General features: G+C 66.1%; 14 protein-coding genes and 1 riboswitch. Of the genes, 7 read left to right on the top strand and 7 right to left on the bottom strand.

All coding sequences use genetic code 11. The features are described 5' to 3' along the window. Positions 1-24: 24 nt before the first annotated feature. Positions 25-426: an acyl-CoA thioesterase gene (locus ACI2KK_RS08360; RefSeq protein WP_012274534.1), complete on the bottom strand. Its 402-nt coding sequence runs from the start codon at positions 424-426 to the stop codon at positions 25-27. Between the two features lie 180 nt (positions 427-606). Beyond that, positions 607-702, top strand: a riboswitch (S-adenosyl-L-homocysteine riboswitch). A 21-nt stretch (positions 703-723) separates the two neighbouring features. Between ACI2KK_RS08360 and ahcY the strand changes: the two genes are divergently transcribed. The 4 genes from ahcY to ACI2KK_RS08340 all read left to right on the top strand — a co-directional run bounded on the left by ahcY (position 724) and on the right by ACI2KK_RS08340 (position 6,320). Continuing rightward, positions 724-2,133: an adenosylhomocysteinase gene (ahcY, locus tag ACI2KK_RS08355; RefSeq protein ID WP_217887278.1), complete on the top strand. Its 1,410-nt coding sequence runs from the start codon at positions 724-726 to the stop codon at positions 2,131-2,133. Positions 2,134-2,306: 173 nt separating this feature from the next. Beyond that, positions 2,307-3,152: a methylenetetrahydrofolate reductase [NAD(P)H] gene (gene metF / locus ACI2KK_RS08350; RefSeq protein WP_404668568.1), complete on the top strand. Its 846-nt coding sequence runs from the start codon at positions 2,307-2,309 to the stop codon at positions 3,150-3,152. 251 nt (positions 3,153-3,403) lie between these two features. Beyond that, a complete protein-coding gene (locus ACI2KK_RS08345; protein WP_404668567.1) occupies positions 3,404-4,183 on the top strand; it encodes a substrate-binding periplasmic protein in 780 nt (259 codons plus the stop codon). Between the two features lie 223 nt (positions 4,184-4,406). Then, positions 4,407-6,320 (top strand): DEAD/DEAH box helicase, encoded by a 1,914-nt coding sequence (locus tag ACI2KK_RS08340; protein ID WP_404668566.1) that lies wholly within the window; start codon positions 4,407-4,409, stop codon positions 6,318-6,320. A 161-nt stretch (positions 6,321-6,481) separates the two neighbouring features. Here the strand turns inward: ACI2KK_RS08340 and ACI2KK_RS08335 are convergent, their stop codons facing one another. The 3 genes from ACI2KK_RS08335 to ACI2KK_RS08325 all read right to left on the bottom strand — a co-directional run bounded on the left by ACI2KK_RS08335 (position 6,482) and on the right by ACI2KK_RS08325 (position 9,731). Then, positions 6,482-7,060 (bottom strand): YceI family protein, encoded by a 579-nt coding sequence (locus tag ACI2KK_RS08335; protein WP_217840655.1) that lies wholly within the window; start codon positions 7,058-7,060, stop codon positions 6,482-6,484. Positions 7,061-7,094: 34 nt separating this feature from the next. Next, a complete protein-coding gene (locus tag ACI2KK_RS08330; protein WP_217887274.1) occupies positions 7,095-7,646 on the bottom strand; it encodes a cytochrome b in 552 nt (183 codons plus the stop codon). Positions 7,647-7,871: 225 nt separating this feature from the next. Beyond that, a complete protein-coding gene (locus ACI2KK_RS08325; RefSeq protein WP_404668565.1) occupies positions 7,872-9,731 on the bottom strand; it encodes a flavin monoamine oxidase family protein in 1,860 nt (619 codons plus the stop codon). Between the two features lie 206 nt (positions 9,732-9,937). Between ACI2KK_RS08325 and ACI2KK_RS08320 the strand changes: the two genes are divergently transcribed. The 3 genes from ACI2KK_RS08320 to ACI2KK_RS08310 all read left to right on the top strand — a co-directional run bounded on the left by ACI2KK_RS08320 (position 9,938) and on the right by ACI2KK_RS08310 (position 12,806). Beyond that, the gene (locus ACI2KK_RS08320) at positions 9,938-10,429 is read left to right on the top strand and encodes a hypothetical protein (RefSeq protein WP_404668564.1); all 492 of its coding nucleotides are present in this window, start codon (positions 9,938-9,940) and stop codon (positions 10,427-10,429) included. A 78-nt stretch (positions 10,430-10,507) separates the two neighbouring features. Next, entirely contained in the window at positions 10,508-11,914 is a 1,407-nt protein-coding gene (locus tag ACI2KK_RS08315) for an adenosylmethionine--8-amino-7-oxononanoate transaminase (protein WP_404668563.1), read from the top strand. Between the two features lie 172 nt (positions 11,915-12,086). Further along, complete coding sequence (locus ACI2KK_RS08310) at positions 12,087-12,806, top strand: 16S rRNA (uracil(1498)-N(3))-methyltransferase (protein WP_404668562.1); 720 nt, start codon at positions 12,087-12,089, stop codon at positions 12,804-12,806. On the opposite strand, the gene ACI2KK_RS08305 is transcribed toward ACI2KK_RS08310, so the two are convergent. The 3 genes from ACI2KK_RS08305 to ACI2KK_RS08295 all read right to left on the bottom strand — a co-directional run bounded on the left by ACI2KK_RS08305 (position 12,803) and on the right by ACI2KK_RS08295 (position 19,332). Then, on the bottom strand, positions 12,803-13,420 hold the full coding sequence (locus tag ACI2KK_RS08305) for a hemolysin III family protein (protein WP_404668561.1): 618 nt from the start codon (positions 13,418-13,420) through the stop codon (positions 12,803-12,805). The two genes, ACI2KK_RS08310 and ACI2KK_RS08305, sit on opposite strands and share 4 nt — an antisense overlap. Before the next feature lie 178 nt (positions 13,421-13,598). Next, positions 13,599-14,072, bottom strand: coding sequence for a chemotaxis protein CheW (locus tag ACI2KK_RS08300; protein ID WP_404668560.1), 474 nt, complete (start codon positions 14,070-14,072; stop codon positions 13,599-13,601). Next, positions 14,065-19,332, bottom strand: a complete 5,268-nt coding sequence (locus ACI2KK_RS08295; protein WP_404668586.1) for an Hpt domain-containing protein — start codon at positions 19,330-19,332, stop codon at positions 14,065-14,067. Before ACI2KK_RS08295 ends, ACI2KK_RS08300 begins: the two co-directional genes overlap by 8 nt. Between the last annotated feature and the right edge of the window lie 15 nt (positions 19,333-19,347).

The raw sequence follows: 19,347 nt of genomic DNA, 5'->3' as shown, positions 1-19,347 counted from the left end.
TTGCCGGCGATGCTTTTCCAGGCCCTACTCGACCGCAGAATCCGGGAACTGGTCCTGCACGTACTTGATTTCGGTACGCCCGTGGGCCGCCGGCAAGCCATCTTCACCCAGGTTGACGAACACCATCTTGTCGACGGTGAGGATGCTCTTGCGGGTGATCTTGTTGCGCACTTCGCACTTGAGGGTGATGGAGGTGCGGCCGAACTCGGTGGCGGTGATGCCCAGCTCGATGATGTCGCCCTGGCGCGAGGCGCTGACGAAGTTGATCTCCGACATGTACTTGGTCACCACGCGCTGGTTGCCCAGTTGGACGATGGCGTAGATCGCCGCTTCTTCGTCGATCCAGCGCAGCAGGCTGCCGCCGAACAGCGTGCCGTTGGGGTTGAGGTCTTCGGGTTTTACCCACTTGCGGGTGTGAAAGTTCATCTGTACTCCTGACCTGCGTGTTAGACGTGCGCTAATGATGGCAGACCGGCGGGTCACTGTTCCATTGAGCATCGACTATCGTCTCGATTAATCGACAGAAAGCCTTTGGCCTGTCACACAGCCGCGGCTATAATCCCTGCCGTTTCCAAGGGTGGCCCACAGCGGCAACCCTCCCGCCACCCGGCCGAGGGGCGCTGCAGCAGGTTCGTCCTGTCAGGCTCGGTCGGGGCGTTGTCCGCCACGCGGACGCTCAACGCACAACGGCGCCCATTCGCACACTACGAATGGAGGCTCTTCATGAGCGCTGTAAACACGCCTGCCGGTTTTACCGATTTCAAAGTCGCTGACATCTCCCTGGCCGCCTGGGGTCGTCGCGAAACCATCATCGCCGAATCGGAAATGCCTGCACTGATGGGCCTGCGTCGCAAGTACCTGACCGAGCAGCCGCTCAAGGGTGCGAAGATTCTGGGCTGCATCCACATGACCATCCAGACTGCCGTGCTGATCGAAACCCTGGTTGCCCTGGGTGCCGAAGTGCGCTGGTCGTCCTGCAACATCTTCTCGACTCAAGACCAGGCCGCAGCTTCGATTGCCGCTGCCGGCATCCCGGTGTTCGCCTGGAAAGGCGAAACCGAAGAAGAGTACGAGTGGTGCCTGGAGCAGACCATCCTCAAAGATGGCCAGCCATGGGACGCCAACATGATCCTCGACGACGGCGGTGACCTGACCGAGCTGCTGCACAAGAAGTACCCGCAGGTACTGGACCGCGTGCACGGCGTAACCGAAGAAACCACCACCGGCGTGCACCGCCTGCTGGACATGCTGGCCAAGGGCGAGCTGAAAGTCCCGGCGATCAACGTCAACGACTCGGTCACCAAGAGCAAGAACGACAACAAGTACGGCTGCCGTCACAGCCTGAACGACGCCATCAAGCGCGGTACCGACCACCTGCTGTCGGGCAAGCAGGCCCTGGTGATCGGCTACGGTGACGTGGGCAAGGGCTCGGCCCAGTCGCTGCGCCAGGAAGGCATGATCGTCAAGGTCACCGAAGTCGACCCGATCTGCGCCATGCAAGCCTGCATGGACGGCTTCGAGCTGGTCTCGCCGTTCATCGACGGCCTCAACGACGGCACCGAAGCGAGCATCGACAAGGCCCTGCTGGGCAAGATCGACCTGATCGTCACCACCACCGGTAACGTCAACGTCTGCGATGCCAACATGCTCAAGGCCCTGAAAAAGCGCGCCGTGGTGTGCAACATCGGCCACTTCGACAACGAAATCGACACCGCTTTCATGCGCAAGAACTGGGCATGGGAAGAGGTCAAGCCGCAGGTACACAAGATCCACCGTACCGGCGCTGGCGAGTTCGACCCGCAGAACGACGACTACCTGATCCTGCTGGCCGAAGGCCGCCTGGTGAACCTGGGCAACGCCACTGGCCACCCAAGCCGCATCATGGACGGTTCGTTCGCCAACCAGGTGCTGGCGCAGATCTTCCTGTTCGAGCAGAAGTACGCTGACCTGTCGGCCGAGAAGAAAGCCGAGCGTCTGACCGTTGAAGTACTGCCGAAGAAGCTCGACGAAGAAGTGGCCCTGGAAATGGTCCGCGGCTTCGGTGGTGTGGTCACCAAGCTGACCAAGCAGCAGGCCGACTACATCGGCGTGACCGTCGAAGGCCCGTTCAAGCCGCACGCCTACCGCTACTAAGCGGCAGCCGATCGCCGGCAAGCCGGCCCTGCAGGTGTGCGCCTACCCTGTAGGAGCCGGCTTGCCGGCGATGGCTCCTTGACTTCGAACCGATGTCCGAGCCAGGCCGGCCCCCACCGCCCTGGCTTTTATTTGCAGGTAGCCGCCCCGGCGCGCTGCCGAAGGAACGAGACATGTCACAAGAACGCCGCTACAGTTTCGAGTTCTTCCCCACCAAGACCGACGCCGGCCACGAAAAACTGATGGGCGTCGCCCGCCAGCTGGCCAGCTACAACCCGGACTTCTTCTCCTGCACCTACGGTGCCGGTGGCTCGACCCGCGACCGCACCCTGAACACCGTGCTGCAGCTGGAAAACGAAGTGAAGGTGCCAGCCGCCCCGCACCTGTCCTGCGTCGGCGACAGCAAGGCCGACCTGCGCGCCCTGCTGGCCGAGTACAAGGCCGCCGGCATCAAGCGCATCGTCGCCTTGCGCGGCGACCTGCCGTCGGGCATGGGCATGGCCAGCGGCGAGCTGCGCTACGCCAGCGACCTGGTTGAGTTCATTCGCGAGGAAACCGCCGGGCACTTCCACCTGGAGGTCGCCGCCTACCCTGAGATGCACCCCCAGGCGCGCAACTTCGAAGCGGACCTGGCCAACTTCGCGCACAAGGTCAAGGCCGGTGCCGACAGCGCCATCACCCAGTACTTCTTCAACGCCGACAGCTACTTCTACTTCGTCGAGCGCGCGCAGAAGCTGGGCGTGGACATCCCGGTGGTACCGGGCATCATGCCGATCACCAACTACAGCAAGCTGGCGCGCTTCTCCGACGCCTGCGGCGCCGAGATCCCGCGCTGGATCCGCAAGCAGCTGGAAGCCTATGCCGACGATACCGCCAGCATTCAGGCCTTCGGTGAAGAAGTGATCACCCGCATGTGCGAACAACTGCTGCAAGGCGGCGCACCGGGCCTGCACTTCTATACCCTGAACCAGGCCGAGCCGAGCCTGGCGATCTGGAACAACCTGAAGCTGCCGCGCTAAGCGCTGCGCACCTTCGAGGGCCTTGGTTCAGCGACCAAGGCCCTTTTTGTTTCTGCAGCCCGACCTCGCAACGCTTGGCACCGGCTGTGCCGGTGTTCGCGGCTAAAGCCGCTCCTACAGGGTCATGCGATCCCTGTAGGAGCCGGCTTGCCGGCGATGAGGCTGGCACAGGCAACTGCGCCCGCGCCGGTGTTCATAGTTCAAGCCCGTCTTCACTGGCTGGCGCCCAGCCAAGCGGGTACTCTCGCCCCATGCCCATAATCCGCCTGCTCCTGATCCTGTTGCTGACCTGCCTGAGCCCGTTGGCCCAGGCCGAACGCCTGCGCCTGGTCAGTGACGAATGGGCGCCCTACCTGTACCTGGAAAACGGCCAGCCCAAGGGCGTCGACTACGAGGTGGCCAACGAGGTGTTCAACCGCCTGGGCGTCGAGGTGCAGTGGGAGTTCATGCCATGGAAGCGCTGCCTGGCAATGGTCCAGCAGGGTTTGGCCGATGGCGTGCTGGATATCTTCAAGGTCGAGGCCCGCGAGGGTTTTCTGGTCTACCCGGACGAGCCCATGTCCGAGGTGGAGTTCGTCCTGTATCAGGCCAGTGCCCGCCGCCACCGGGTCGAACGCCTGGAGGACCTGGCCGGCCTGACCATCGGCACCTCGCCGGGCTACAACTATGGCGGGGCATTCAACGAGTCGGCGCTGTTTCGCCGCGAGCCTGCCCCCAGCCATGAAGCCAATTTCGGCAAGCTGGCACTGGGGCGTATTGACCTGCTGCTGACCGACCGCCGGGTCGGCCGCTTCTTGCGCAGGCAACTGGGGCTGGGGCAGAGCATCGAGGAGCTGCCGCTGGTGCTCAGCCGCCAGCAGCAGTACCTGGGGCTGGCCCGCAAACCTGGGCGCGAAGCCTTGGCCCGCGCGTTTTCCGAGGAGTTGCAGCGCTTTCGCCAGGAGCCGGCCTATGCCGCCATCCAGGCCCGCTACGACGGCGCGGATGATTTTCCTTTCGCCGTTGAGCAGCAGGAACGCAGCACACGCTGATTGCTCTGTTATACTCGGGCCTTCCCGCCCGGCTCACGCCCGGACGCTCGGCCTCGCCACAGCCTTCCAGACCCGCGGCAGCACAGCTTCAGTGCCTGCCCGCCGCCTTCCGGATGCGCCGTGACCGCCCAGCTGGACCGGACGCGATCGCATCCCTCCGATGCCCGTCGCGCCAGGCAGAACACCCCCATAGGGCCCAGCCCTCACGAGAACAGGATCGCCCATGTCCTTTGCTTCCCTCGGTCTCTCCGAGGCTCTTGTCCGCGCTATCGAGGCTGCGGGCTATACCCAGCCCACTCCGGTGCAACAGCGGGCTATTCCCGCCGTGTTGCAAGGCCGCGACCTGATGGTCGCCGCCCAGACAGGTACTGGTAAGACCGGCGGTTTCGCACTGCCGATTCTCGAGCGCCTGTTCCCCGGCGGCCACCCTGACAAATCGCAGCGCCACGGCCCGCGCCAACCGCGCGTGCTGGTGCTCACCCCCACCCGCGAGCTGGCCGCCCAGGTGCACGACAGCTTCAAGGTGTACGCCCGCGACCTGAACTTCATCAGCGCCTGCATTTTCGGCGGCGTCGGCATGAACCCGCAGGTGCAGGCCATGGCCAAGGGTGTCGACGTGCTGGTCGCCTGCCCGGGCCGCCTGCTCGACCTCGCCGGCCAAGGCAGCGTCGACCTGTCCAAGGTCGAGATCCTGGTGCTGGACGAAGCCGACCGCATGCTCGACATGGGCTTCATCCATGACGTGAAGAAGGTCCTCGCCCGCCTGCCGGCCAAGCGCCAGAACCTGCTGTTCTCGGCCACCTTCTCCAAGGACATCACCGACCTCGCCGACAAGCTGCTGCACAACCCCGAGCGCATCGAGGTCACGCCGCCGAACACCACCGTCGAGCGTATCGAGCAGCGCGTGTTCCGCCTGCCGGCCAGCCACAAGCGCGCACTGCTGGCGCACCTGATCACCATGGGTGCCTGGGAACAGGTGCTGGTGTTCACCCGCACCAAGCACGGCGCCAACCGCCTGGCCGAGTACCTCGAAAAACACGGCCTGACCGCTGCCGCGATCCACGGCAACAAGAGCCAGAACGCCCGCACCAAGGCGCTGGCCGACTTCAAGGCCAACAGCGTGCGCGTGCTGGTGGCCACCGACATCGCCGCCCGCGGCCTGGACATCGACCAGTTGCCCCACGTGGTCAACTTCGAGTTGCCCAACGTCGAGGAAGACTACGTGCACCGCATCGGCCGTACCGGCCGTGCCGGGCGCTCGGGCGAGGCTATCTCGCTGGTTGCGCCGGACGAAGAAAAGCTGCTCAAGAGCATCGAACGGGTCACCAAGCAGCGCATCCCTGATGGTGACCTGATGGGCTTTGACGCATCGCAAGTCGAGGCAGAAAAGCCAGAAGTGCGCGAACGCCCGCAGAACAACGGCCGTGGCGGTCGCAACCAGCAGGCCCGCGGCGAAGGCAGCAAAGACAGCAGCGGCGGTCGCAAGGACAAGGGCAAGGACAAAGGCAAGAGCAAGCCTGCGGCCGAAAAGCCTGCCGACAAGGAGAAGTCCGGCGACAACAAGCAGCAGCAAGGCCAGCAGCGCAAGCCGCGTGACAATAAGCCGCGCCAGCAGCAGGCCGCACAGGGCCAGAGTGCCGCGCCAAAGCCTGCAGCCAACCGTGACCCGGAAGAGTTCCTCGACGACGACGTGGATAACTTCGGTAACCGCGCCGACTACGTCAGCCCCTACCAGAACGCCAAGAACGGCCGTAATCGCCGCCCGGGCGGTAATACCGGCAATGGCGGCCAGGGCCAGGGGCAAGGCCAACGCAGCGGTGGTGGCCAGGGTCAAGGCCAGGGCCGTAGCAACGGCGGCCAGCAGCGTCAGGGCCAAGGTTCCAGCGAGAAACGCGCCCGCAATGGCGGTGGCAGCAACGGTGGCGGCGCCCGCCGCGACAACAACGCTGGCCGCAACCGCCGTGACGACACCGCCCGCCAGGAGCCTGCCGTGCGCAACCCGCGCGACTCGCAGCCGGCACCGGTGATCATCCGCAAGGAATCCAAGCTCGACCGTTACCCGACACCCGAGCAACTGGACGACCTGCCAAGCCGCCCACGCGGTGAACGCCCGGCCCTGCTGACCCGCAAGGGCTAAGCAGCGCTTTATGTAGGAGCCGGCTTGCCGGCGATGAGGCCAGCACAGGCAACCCCGCATTTGAGGTTGTCGCTGATGGCCCTATCGCCGGCAAGCCGGCTCCTACAGAGGCCAAAAAAAACGCCGCCCATTGGGCGGCGTTTTTGCTTTCAGCGGCAGAATTACTTCTGCTTCACGCCTTCGACGCTGATGTCCAGGTCGAGGGTCTGCGAAGTCGGGCCTGGGCCCTTGATGCCGAAGTCGTTCAGGTTCAGCGTGGTCTTGGCATTGAAGCCTGCGCGCTCGCCGCCCCATGGGTCCTTGCCTTCGCCGTTGAACACAGCCTTGAAGGTGACCGGCTTGGTCACGCCGTGCAGAGTCAGGTCGCCGGTCACGTCGGCAGTCTTCTCGCCAGTCGACTTGACGGCGGTGGAGACGAACTTGGCGTCCGGGTACTTCTTCACGTCGAGGAAGTCGGCGCTGGCGATGTGCTTGTCACGCTCGGCGTGGTTGGACCACAGGCTGGCGGTTTTCAGGTCGACGCTGATCTTGCTGGCTTCAGGCTTGGCGCTGTCCCAGCTGAAGTTGCCGTCGAAATCCTTGAAAGTGCCGTGGATGAAGCTGTAGCCCAGGTGGCTGATCTTCCAGTCGACGAACGCGTGCTGGCCTTCCTTGTCGATCTTGTACTCGGCGGCCATGGCCTGGCCGGCGGTGAACAGAGCGGTACCGAGCGCCAGGGCGGCAAAAGTCTTTTTCAACATCCTTACTTCCTTCCTTTGCAATTGAGGTTGAGAGTCAAGCTTTGCGGCCCAACATGCGGGTGAGGGTCGCGTCACGGTCGATGAAATGGTGCTTGAGAGCGGCCAGGCCGTGCAACACGGCAAAGATCACCAGGCCCCAGGCCAGCCACAGGTGGATCACCCCGGCGGTGTCAGCCTGGTCAGGCAGGTCGCTGACCAGTGCCGGCACCTCGAACAGGCCGAATACCGGAATGCCCACGCCGTCGGCGGTGGAAATCAGGTAGCCCGCGGCCATGACCGCGAACAACCCTGCATACAGTGCCAGGTGCCCAAGCTTGGCGGCCACCCGGGTAAGCGGGCCGTGGTTGGCCGGCGCCGGTGGCGGCGGGCTGACAAAGCGCCAGAGCACCCGCAGCACCATTACCGCCAGCAGCACCAGGCCGATGCTCTTGTGCAGGTCGGGGCCAGACTTGCGCCATGGGCTGTAGTAATCCAGCCCAACCATCCACAGGCCCAGGCCGAACAAGCCGAAAACCGCCAGCGCCACGCCCCAGTGCAGGACGATGCTGACAACGCCATAGCGTGAAGATGAATTGCGCAGTTGCATGTTGGCGTATTTCCCCGTGAAAGCTGTGCACAGACTAACGCGTAACGTATCGAAGAAAAGCGGAAAAAATTGCTTCGGATTATCAAAAAATCCGATGTTTAGTGTGTGCGCATCCTATTAAGGAAACATTAACGATAGACGTATTGAGAAAGGATGTCAGGGCTAGAAAAGCATCGCCGGCAAGCTGGCTCCTACAGGAGCCGGCTTGCCGACGACAGGGCCGTGTCAGTTGGCCTTGGCCTGGCTGTTGGCCGCTGGCTTCTTCGCAGGCTCACCCTTGGCGGTGGCCTTCTTCGCTGGCGCCGCCTTGGCGGCAGGCTTGTGCGCAGGCTTTGCAGCCGGCTTGTGTGCGGCCGGTTTGGCCGGGGCAGCCTTGGCTGGCGCTGGCTTGGCTGGCGCTTCCTGGGCCACGGCAGCTGGTGCAGCCGGGGCTGGGGCTGGAGCTGCGGCCGGCGCTACCGGCTCAGCCTTGGGCACTGGAGCAGCCTTGACCTCTGCCTTGTCACCGCCCCCGAACAGGCGCGAGAAGAAGCCGGGCTTGTCCTGCTTCGGCGCTTCGGCCTTGGCTGCTTCTGCCTTGGCCGGCGCCTTGTCGGACGAGCCGCCGAACAGGTTGGAGAAGAACCCGCCCTTGTCCTTGGCGGCTGCGGCACCGGCCGCACCCGCAGCAGCACCCGCCACTGCGGTGGCCTTGACCGGGTCGAACGACTTGCCGGCAGCCAGATCCTGCACTTGGCTGGCGGCGCGCTGGCCGCTGCGCAGGGCGCCTTCCAGGGTGCCCGGGTACAGCGCGTCGGTGTGTTCGCCGGCAAAGGCGATACGCTGCACCGGGCGCTCCCACAGGCGCCAGAACTTGCTGATCTGGCCTGGGCCGTAAGCAAGATAAGCACCGCCGGTACCGGCGTCGGTGCTGTAGCGGCGCACCTCGTAACCGGTGAAGGCACCTCGGGCCTGCGGGTAGAAGGCGTGCAGGCGGATCAGCACCTGGTCGACCATCTGCTTGTCACCGAACGCCTGCAACAGCCGGGCGTTGTCGCCGGACAGGTTGATCACCACGTTGGCGCCACCCTTGAGGGCCGGCTCGATCCACAGCATGCCCAGCCCGGTGTTGCTGAAGATCTCGCCCGACATGCGCGCGCGGCTTTCCCACACCGGGTTCTTGAACTTCAGCATCAGCTGGTCGCGCCAGCCGTAGTTGGTGCCCTTGAGCGCCGCCAGGTGCTGGTTGTCCAGGCCCGGGGTGATCTGGATCTTCGCCAGCGCCCGCAGCGGCACCGCCATTACCAGGTAGTCCGCCTGGTAGCCGACCGCGCCGACCTTGACCGTCACGCCGTCCTTGTCCTGCACGATGGCCGTCACCGGCGAGCTGGTCTTGATGGTCTTGAGCTGCTTGACGAAGGCCTGGGCCAGCACCGGGCTGCCTCCCGGCAAGCGTGCGGCGCGCAGGTCCCGGTCGCTGACGTTGCGGTACACCCGGCTTTGCTGGGCGAAGTACAACAGCGACAGGCGCGACGGCTCGTCGTAGCGGCTGCGGATCTGCTGGTTCACCAACTGGCGGGCGGTGGCCGGCAGTTGCAGCTTGTCCAGCCAGGTGGACACGTTCATCTGGTCAAGGGCGAACAAGGTGCTGTTGGCCGCAGGGTTGAGCGGGTCTTCGATGGAGCGGGCCAGGTCGTCGAGGGTCTTCTCGTAACGCTTGAGCGCCTCGGCCGTGGCCGGCTGCTTGGTGGTCAGGTCGGCGGCGCTGAAGTATTCGCCATCGATCAGGTAGCCCGGGGTGCGCACGAACTCAGGCGCCGGCAGGGTGCCGAGCTTGAAGCGCTCCAGGTACTGGTTGAGCACAGGCTGGGTCTTGCCGTTGCCGATCCACTCGCTGGTGGCCAGGCCCGAACGCCCGCCGATACCCGGCTTGGCTTCCAGCAGGGTCACCTGCCAGCCCTTGCCCTGCAGCTCGTAGGCCGCGGTCAGGCCCGCCAGGCCGCCACCGACGACGATCGCCGTCGGCGTCTTGTCCACGGCCTGCGCCGCAGCGCTGGACACACCAATCAATACCAACGCGCACAGGCGCACCCAAGCAGCAGCCATGTCGGCAAACTCCGGTTCAGAAAAGGCAGATAAAAAGGGGAGGAACGCCCCGGAAAAAGTGCGCTAAGAATACGTCAGCCCCACCTGGCCCGCCAGCTCAGCGACAACAAGTGCGCTTGGCAACTGGCATTTTTGTCAGTAGCCGGATGTACGGCCACAGGCCATGCTCGCGCCTGAACCCAGAGCGCCCGCAAAGAGGCCCTGCCATGACCTATCAGGAATGCTTCGAACACATCACCCCGCAGTTTCTCGCCGCCAGCTCGGCGTACCACACCGACAGCGGCCTGAGCATCCGCGCCAAAGGCACGGCGTGGGCGGGCTTTCACACAGCCTTCAAGGGCGATGAAGGCACCGAGCTGGTCATTGGCGAGCACTGCGAGGTGGAAATCGTCTTCCTGCAGGAGGTGGAACAGCTGCTGGTGGAGTTCTATGTGGTCAGTGACCAGTACCCCGACGACGTGCAGATGCTGATCGACACCGAAGGGCTGGACTACGCACTGCCCCTGGAGCCCCAGCGCAATTTCTACTGGATCACCCTCTCCGGCAGCGGCTTCACCGAGCACCTGCCGGGCCCGGTAGCCAGCCAGCCGCACAGCCAGTTGTTGTTCGGCCCGTTCCGGCGCCTGACCATCTCCACCTCCCAGGCCGGCACCGTGCATATTCGCAAGCTGGCCTGGACGCGCACCTGCCGCCACTGACAGCAGCGGTTGTCCTGCCCCCCGGCATTGCTTAGGCTTACGCGGTCAAACCAAGCCGTAGTGCCAGGAGAAGTGCCCATGGGCCTCAACGATCAGTGGATGCAACGCGACCTCAAGGTCCTGTGGCACCCCTGCACCCAGATGAAAGACCACGAGCAGCTGCCGCTGATCCCGATCAAACGCGGCGAAGGCGTGTGGCTCGAGGACTTCGAAGGCAAGCGTTATCTCGACGCAGTCAGCTCCTGGTGGGTCAACGTGTTCGGCCACGCCAACCCGCGCATCAACCAGCGCATCAAGGACCAGGTCGACCAGCTGGAACACGTGATCCTCGCGGGTTTCAGCCACCAGCCGGTGATCGAGCTGTCCGAGCGCCTGGTGGCCATGACCCCGGCGGGCCTTGACCGGGTGTTCTACGCCGACAACGGCTCGTCGTGCATCGAGGTGGCGCTGAAAATGAGCTTCCACTACTGGCACAACACCGGCAAACCAGAGAAAAAGCGCTTCGTCACCCTGACCAACAGCTACCACGGCGAGACCATCGCCGCGATGTCGGTGGGCGATGTGCCGCTGTTCACCGAAACCTACAAAGCCCTGCTGCTCGACACCATCAAGGTGCCCAGCCCCGACTGCTACCACCGCCCCGAAGGCATGGGCTGGGAAGAGCACTCGATCAACATGTTCGCCGCCATGGAGCAAACCCTGGCCGAGCACCACGAGACGATCTCGGCGGTGATCATCGAGCCGCTGATCCAGGGCGCCGGCGGCATGCGCATGTACCACCCGGTGTACCTCAAGCTGCTGCGCGAGGCCTGCGACCGCTACGACGTGCACCTGATCCACGACGAAATCGCCGTGGGCTTCGGCCGCACCGGCACGATGTTCGCCTGCGAACAGGCCGGCATCCGCCCGGACTTCCTGTGCCTGTCCAAGGCGCTGACCGGTGGCTACCTGCCGCTGGCCGCCTGCCTGACCACCGACAAGGTGTACCAGGCGTTCTACGACGACTACCCGACCCTGCGCGCCTTCCTGCACTCGCACAGCTACACCGGCAACCCGCTGGCCTGCGCCGCAGCCCTGGCGACCCTGGATATCTTCGAGCAGGACAACGTGATCGAGCAGAACAAAGCCCTGGCCACGCGCATGGCCAGCGCCACCGCGCACCTGGCCGACCACGCCCATGTTGCCGAAATCCGCCAGACCGGCATGGCCCTGGCCATCGAGATGGTCAAGGACAAAACCAGCAAAGCCGCCTACCCGTGGCAGGAGCGCCGCGGCCTGAAAGTATTCGAGCACGCCCTGACCCGCGGCGCCCTGCTGCGCCCGCTGGGCAGCGTGGTGTATTTCTTGCCGCCGTACGTGATCACCCCCGAGCAGATCGACTTCCTCGCCGAAGTGGCCAGCGAAGGCATCGACATCGCCACCCGTGAAAGCGTCAGCGTGGCTGTGCCGGCCAACTTCCACCCCGACTTCCGCGACCCGGGCTAACCCCGAAACCTCGCCAGTCCCCTGTAGGAGCGGCCTTGTGTCGCGAAAGGGCTGCGAAGCGGCCCCAGGCTTTCAGCTTCGCAGCAAAGACAGCTGGGGCCGCGTTGCGGCCCTTTCGCGACACAAGGCCGCTACTACAGGGTCGATGTCTACCCATATTCCGAGCAAAACCATGAGACTGTCCCGCTTCTTCATCGACGCCCCCCTTTCTGTCGGCGAGCACGAGCTCCCCGAAGCCCAGGCCCACTACATCGGCCGCGTGCTGCGCATGGCCGCAGGCGACGCCGTGCAGCTGTTCGACGGCAGCGGCCAGGAATACCTCGGCCAGTTGCTCGAGGTGGGCAAGAAAAGCGTGCGTGTGCAACTCGACCAGGCCCTGCCCGGCCAGGCCGACTCGCCGCTGCACGTGCACCTGGGCCAGGGCCTGTCCCGCGGCGAGCGCATGGACTGGGCCATCCAGAAGGCCACTGAACTGGGCGCCAACGAAATCACCCCGATCGTCAGCGAACGCTGCGAAGTACGCCTGAAAGACGAGCGCGCCGACAAGCGCCTGGCCCATTGGCGCCAGGTGGCGATCAGCGCCTGCGAGCAGTGCGGCCGCTCGACCCTGCCGGTCATCCACCCGCCAGTCACCCTGGCCGAATGGCTGAAAAGCACCGAGGCCGACCTCAAGCTGGTACTGCACCCGGTGGCCGAGCCGCTGACCAGCCACGACAAGCCTGCCCGCCTGGCCTTCCTGATCGGCCCCGAAGGCGGCCTGAGCGACGCCGAAGTGGAGCAGGCCAAGGGCGCCGGCTACCACGCCGCACGCCTGGGCCCACGGGTGCTGCGCACCGAAACCGCACCCGTGGTGGCGTTGTCGGTGGCGCAACAGTTGTGGGGCGATTTCTAACGCACGTAGAAGTACACCGCGACGAAGTGCATCAGGCTGCCGACGATCACGAACAGGTGCCAGATGCCGTGGGCGTGGCGCAGGCGGCTGTCGAGCGCGAAGAAGATGATGCCGATGGTGTAGAACGCACCACCGGCCGCCAGCCAGGCAAAACCTGCAGCGCCCAGGCTGTGCAGCAGCGGCTTGACCGCCACCAGCACGATCCAGCCCATCACCGCATAGATGATGATCGACAGGATGCGCGCCTCCGAACGCGGCTTGATCTCCTGCAGCATGCCGATCAGCGCCAGCCCCCAGACCACCCCGAACAGGCTCCAGCCCCAGGGCCCGCGCAGGCTGACCAGGCAGAACGGCGTATAGCTGCCGGCGATCAGCAGGTAGATCGACAGGTGGTCAAGCTTGCGCATGACCCGTTTCGCCCGGCCGCGGGTGCTGTGGTAAAGGGTGGAGATGCTGTAGAGCAACAGCAGGGTGAAGCCGTAGATGGAGAAGCTGACGATCTTCCAGGGGTCGCCCTGCAAGCCCGCCACGACGATCAGCCAGACCGCGCCGATACAGGCCAGTACCGCGCCCACCAGGTGGGTCCAGGCGTTGAAGCGTTCACCGTAGTACATGCAAGCACAGACCTCCCGACAGTAATCAGGTTCCCCGGCCCCTGTAGGAGCGGCCTTGTGCCGCGAATGGGCTGCGAAGCAGCCCCTCGTTTCAGCCTCGCGGCAGAGGCAGCCGGGGCCGCTTTGCGGCCCTTTCGCGGCACAAGGCCGCTCCTACAGGGACCGCGCGTCCTTGAGCCTAACCCGGCCCAGGTTGCAATTGCGCGTCACGCACCAGCCGCTCCAGCCCGGCCAGGTCCGGCACCCGCGCCACCTGCTCGCCCACCTGCACCGCGGCCATTTCCAGGGTGGCCAGCGGCACATCGACATAGTTGAGCTGGCTGTCCAGCTTGCACGAGCGCGGAATGCCCTGCAGCAGCAACGCCAGGTAGCGCAGCCCGGTATCGCCCAACGCGTTGAGCACCACCACCCGCGCCCGCTCGCCACAGGGCGTGTGCCCGCCGCAGGCGGCCTCGAAACCGATCAGCGGCAGGCGCTGCTGGCGCCAGTCCACCCAGCCCATGTGCCAGTCCACCTCACCCTCCTCGCAGGCCCCGCTGCGCTGGCCGATCAGCTCGGCCACCGCCACGTTGGGCAGTACCAGGGTGCGGTCGCCCAAGGGCAGCAGCAAGCCAGTCAGGCTGCTGCGCTGGCCGGCGATATGTTCAAGCATGCTGCTGGCTCCAGTGGGCGATGCTCTGCAGCAGGACCGATTCCTGATACGGCTTGCCGAGGTATTCGTTGACGCCGATGGCCATGGCCCGCTCGCGGTGCTTCTGCCCGGTACGCGAGGTGATCATGATGATCGGCAGCGCTTGCAGGCGTTCGTCACGGCGGATGCGCGTGGCCACCTCGAAGCCGTCCATGCGCGGCATCTCGATGTCCAGCAACAGCACGTCGGGGCGGTGTTCTTCGAGCAGGGCCATGGCATCGACCCCGTCCTTGGCAGTCAGCACGCTCATGCCGTGGCGCTCGAGCAAACGGCTGGTGACCTTGCGCACGGTCACCGAGTCGTCCACCACCATCACCAGCAACGGCCGGCGCGGCACCGGGCCGATCAGCGCGCGCTGGCCATCGCCACCACCCGGCAGGCGTGCCAGGCGCCGCTGCTGGCCGCGCAACTGGCCGAGCAGGTCGAGAATCAGCACCACCCGGCCATCACCGAGCAAGGTTGCCCCGGACAGCCCCGGCACGGCGGCAAACTGCGGCCCCAGGCTCTTCACCACGATCTCGCGGCTGGGCGACAGGCTGTCGACCTGGATGGCGAACGACTGCTCGTGGGAGTGGGTCAGCAGCACCGGCAGCGGCACGCTCTGCCCCAGCAAGGCCGGCTGGCCGCTGCCCTGCACCAGTTCACCCAGGTAGCGCAGCGCATAGTCGTGCCCGGCGTAGGTGTAGCGTGGCGGGTCGAGGCGGTAGCAGGCCTCCAGCTCCGCTGGCGGCACCCGCACGATGCCTTCGATGGTGTTCAGCGGAATCGCGTATTGCTCATCGCCCAGGTGCACCATCAGCGCCCGGTTCACCGACACGGTGAACGGCAGGCGAATCAAGAAGCGCGCGCCGCGCCCGGGGCTGGACTCGATGCTCATCGAGCCGCCGAGCTGCTTGACCTCTTCATGCACCACGTCCATGCCCAGGCCGCGCCCGGAAATCTGGGTGATCTTCTCGGCCGTGGAGAACCCCGGGCGCAAGATGAACTGCAGGATCTCGTGGTCGCTCAACTGCGCCTGCGGGTCGAGCAGGCCGCGCTTGATGGCTTTTTTGCGCACCGCCTCCAGCGGCACGCCGGCACCGTCGTCGCTCATTTCGATGACGATGTCGGCGCCTTCGTGCAGCAGGTTCAGGTGAATGGTACCCAGCTCCGGCTTGCCGGCGGCCAGGCGCGCCTCGCGCGACTCCAGGCCGTGGTCGACGGCGTTGCGCAGCATGTGCTCAAGGGGCGCCACCATGCGCTCGAGCACGCTGCGGTCGAGCTCGCCCTCGGCGTTGCCGACCACCAGTTCGACCTGCTTGCCCAGCTCGCTGGCCACCTGACGTACCACACGTTGCAGGCGCGGTACCAGGCGCTCAAACGGCACCATCAGGGTAGCAGTCAGGCCTTCTTGCAACTGGCTGTTGACCCGCGCCTGCTGCTGCAGCAGGCCGTGGGTTTCCTGGGAGCGCTGCAGCAGCGTTTCGCGCAGATCGAGCAGGTCGGAGGCCGATTCGAACAGCGCCCGCGACAGCTGCTGCAGCTGTGAATGGCGGTCCATCTCCAGCGGGTCGAAGTCGTCGTATGCGTCGCCTTCGAACTGCTGGCGGCTGGAGATACGCCCCTGGGTTTCGATATCCAGGCGCAGCAACTGGTCGCGCATGCGCTCCAGGGTGGTTTCCATCTCGTTCAGGGCAAACTGCGCATCGTTGACCTGCTGCTCGATCCGCCCGCGAATCACCGCGTGTTCGCCGGCCAGGTTGCCCAGGTCGTCGAGCAGTTCGGCATCCACCTTGACCATGTCCCCCGCCCGCTCGGGCGCGGCGGCAGGCACTTCCAGCGGTACTGGCTCGACCGCTGCCTGGCCGGCAGCGCTGTCGGTGAGGGCGGCGCTGGAGAAATTGCGTATGTAGTCGATCAGCGCGGTGGCGGCGTGCAACTGCTGGCCCATACGCACCGCATCGAGCATGTGCGCCAGGCGGTCGTGGCAGTTCTGCAGCAGGCTGAACAAGGCCGGCGTCGGCGGCAGGCGCCCGGCGGCCAGCAGCTCGTAGAGAAACTCCAGCTCGTGGGCCAGGTCGCCAATAGCGGTGATCTCGACCATGCGCGCACCGCCCTTGAGGGTGTGCAGGTCGCGCAGCAGGTTCTCTACCTCCACCGTGCTGCGCGGGTCGGCCTGCCAGCGGGCCAGGGACTCGGCGGCGCTCTCGACGATGTCCGAGCTTTCTTCGAGGAAGACTTCCAGCAGCTCCTTGTCGCCTGCCGCCTCTTCCACGTCTTCCGGCGCAACGGCTGCAGCCGGCGGCGGTGCGCTGTGGCGAAACTCGCGCAGCTCGCCCAGCAGCGCCACCGCCGACACCGGTGCCTGGCCGTCGCGCAGGCTTTGCAGCATGTCGGCCAAGGTTGCATGGCTGTGCCACAGCAGCGCGAACAGCGCCTCGCTGGCCCCCAGGCGGCGGTCCACCAAGCCCTCATAGAGCAGCGCCAACTCCTGGGCCAGCACCTCCACCGCGCCGATGGCGGCCATCTGCGCGCCGCCTTTGAGCGTCTGCACATCGTGCTGCAGCGCTGACAGCGCCGAGACGCTGTCGGGCTCCTGCTGCCACTGGCGCAAGGCGTCGGCGGCGCTTTCAAGGATGTCGGCGGCCTCGTCGAGGAACAGCTCGACCACCGCCTGAGCCGGTAACGGGTCGGGGCTGGCCAAGGCTTGAACGCCCTGCGCGCCGACCACCCCGAGCGCATCCGGGGCCAGCGCGTCGTCGAGCACCCCGCGCAGCGCCGCCAGGCACTCGGGGCGGGCGCTCAGGTCCTGGCCTGCGGCAATTTCGTCGAGCAGGTCGAACAGGGTTTCATGGGCGTCGCGGGCAACGGCGAAGAAGCGCTCGTTCGCCGGCAGGCTGCCTTCCTCCACCGCACCGTACAGGTCCAGCAGGCCCTCGCAGATTTCATCCACCTGCCACAGCTCGGCCTGGTGCGCGGCATGGCCGAGGCTGGTCATGTCGTCGAGCAGGGTTTCCAGCCCCTGCCGGCCAGCCGGCTGCTGCTGCCAGTGGGCGAGCAGGTTATCGGCGTCGAGCAGGGTATCCATGGCCTGGCCCAGGAAGCTGGCAATCAGCTGCGGGTCGCGCCGGCTGCGCCGTGGTTGCGGCGAATCGGCCTGCTGCTGCGCCAGGCGTACATCGACGGTCTGGCCGACCTGCTCGATCAGTTCGGCGGCGCCCGGGATCGGCGCCAGCGGCGTGCTGTTCAGTTGCGCCAGGCCTAAGTGGAACAAGGCCCGGGCCGCTTCCAGCAGTTCGATTTCCACCAGCAGCAGCGGCTGCTCATGGCCTTTGTACTCACGCACCAGGCGGTCGAGGGCGGTGGCCAGCTCAGCCACCGGCATCACCCCGGCCATCGCCGCGCTGCCCTTGAGGGTATGCAGCGCCCGCTGCAGGCCGTCACTGACCGGCGCGCCCCGTGGGTCGGCGGCCTGCAGCCAGGCTTCGAGCGCAGCCAGGTGGCCCTGGGCTTCGTTGCGGAAGATCTCCAGCAGGTTCGGGTCGAGCCCGTCGATGCTGGCGGCAGGCGCGGCATCGTTGAGCGCCAACGCATGCAGGTGGCCCGCCAGTTGCTCGATTTCGGCCGTGGCCGGCACCAGGCCGGCGGCGAAGTCGGCCAGCAGGTCGGGCAGGCGCACGAGCACCTGCTGCAAGGCCACCAGCCCTTCGGCGCTGAGCACGATGCGCCCTTCGAGCACACGGTTGAGCAGGTGCTCGGCGCCCCAGGCCAGTTCCGCCACTGCCTGGGCATGCACCATGCGGCCGCTGCCCTTGAGCGTATGCAACGCCCGGCGCACCTCCACCAGGGCATCACGCAGGCTGTTGTCGGCGCGCCAGCGCAGCCAGTGGCGCTCGATTTCCGGCAGCAGCTCGCCGGCCTCTTCGAGGAAGACCTCGCGCAGCTCGTCGTCGATGCCATCCACGGCCAAACCGGCAATGGCTGCGGTTTGCGGGTGCCGGCAGTGCACACCAAGGGCCGACAAGCCGGCATGGGCCATGTCGATGAACGCTTGCGCGTCGGCCAAGGGGTCGGCCACCCGCCATTGCAGGTAGGCTTCGATGGCGCACAGGGCGTCGGCCAGGTGCGCCAGCTCATCGGGCAGCGGCTCCTCTTCAAGGTGCCCCAGCCAGCCCTGCACATAGCCGGCGGCGCCGGCGAACACCTCGGCGGCGGCCGGCAGCATCAGCATCGCCAAGGCCCCGCGCACCTGTTGCAGCAGCCCGGGCAGGGCCTGCAAGCGCTGGCGCGACCAGTCCGACTCCAGGCAGTCGGCGATCAGGTCCTTGGCCTGCTGCAGCACGTTCAGCGATTCGTTGAGCACCAACTGGCGGGTATCGGCCAGATCGGCGCCGGGCAGGCCGCCGGGCTCGGTTTCTTCCAGCGGGCCGACCATGCCGTTGAGGGTCGCCTCGACGTACAGCAGCGCCCCGGCCACATCCATCAGCACCGCTTCATCCACGGCATCGCCCTGCTCCACCAGTGCCTGCAACGCCAGCACCTGGTCGATGATCACCCGCCGCGGCTGCTGAAAACCCAGCACCGCCAGGGTGTCGGCCACATGCCGCAACGGCGCCAGCAGGGCCTCCAATGGCTCGCGCGGGGTTTGCTCGCCAGCGACGAATGGGGCCAGGCGTTCCTTGATGCGCATCAGGTCGTCGCACAGCGCCATCACCACCGAGCGCAGCGCATCGCGCCCGGGGCCGGCCTGCATGTGCTCGCGCCAGTTGCCCAGCGACAGGTCGAGGTCGGCAAGGTCGGCCGCGCCCGCCAGGCGCTGGCCCAGTTCGCCGAGCAGGCTGCCTTGCGCCAGTGGCTCGGCGCCGCGGCAGGCGCGCAGCTGGTTGAGCAGCGGCAGCACCACCAGCGGCAGGTCGTGGCGCGCACCGCGCAGCCGGTCGAGGTACGGCGGCAGTTGCTCCAGGCCGCGGAACAGCGCGCCCAGGCAGTCGCCGCGGGGCGCTACCTGGCCATCGGCCATGGCTTGGCCCAGCAACTCAAGCTCTTCGGCCAGGCGCATGGCGCCGGGCAGTTCGAGCATGCGCAGGCAACCGTGCACCTGGTGCAGGTTGTCCACCACGAAGGCCAGCATCGACAGGTCGCCGGTTTCTCCGGCAAAGCGTTCCAGGGCCTGGCGCGCCTGGCCCAGGCAGTCGAGCATGGGCGCCTTGGCCCAGGCCAGGGCCACGGTGTCGTGGCGCATGCCGGTGATGCTGGG

Origin of the sequence: Pseudomonas sp. NPDC089406, from assembly GCF_044900265.1 — a bacterium.
Classification (GTDB): Bacteria; Pseudomonadota; Gammaproteobacteria; order Pseudomonadales; family Pseudomonadaceae; genus Aquipseudomonas; species Aquipseudomonas fakonensis.
The sequence above is the reverse complement of the archived record's forward strand: the minus strand, read 5'-3'. Positions and strand labels throughout refer to the sequence as shown.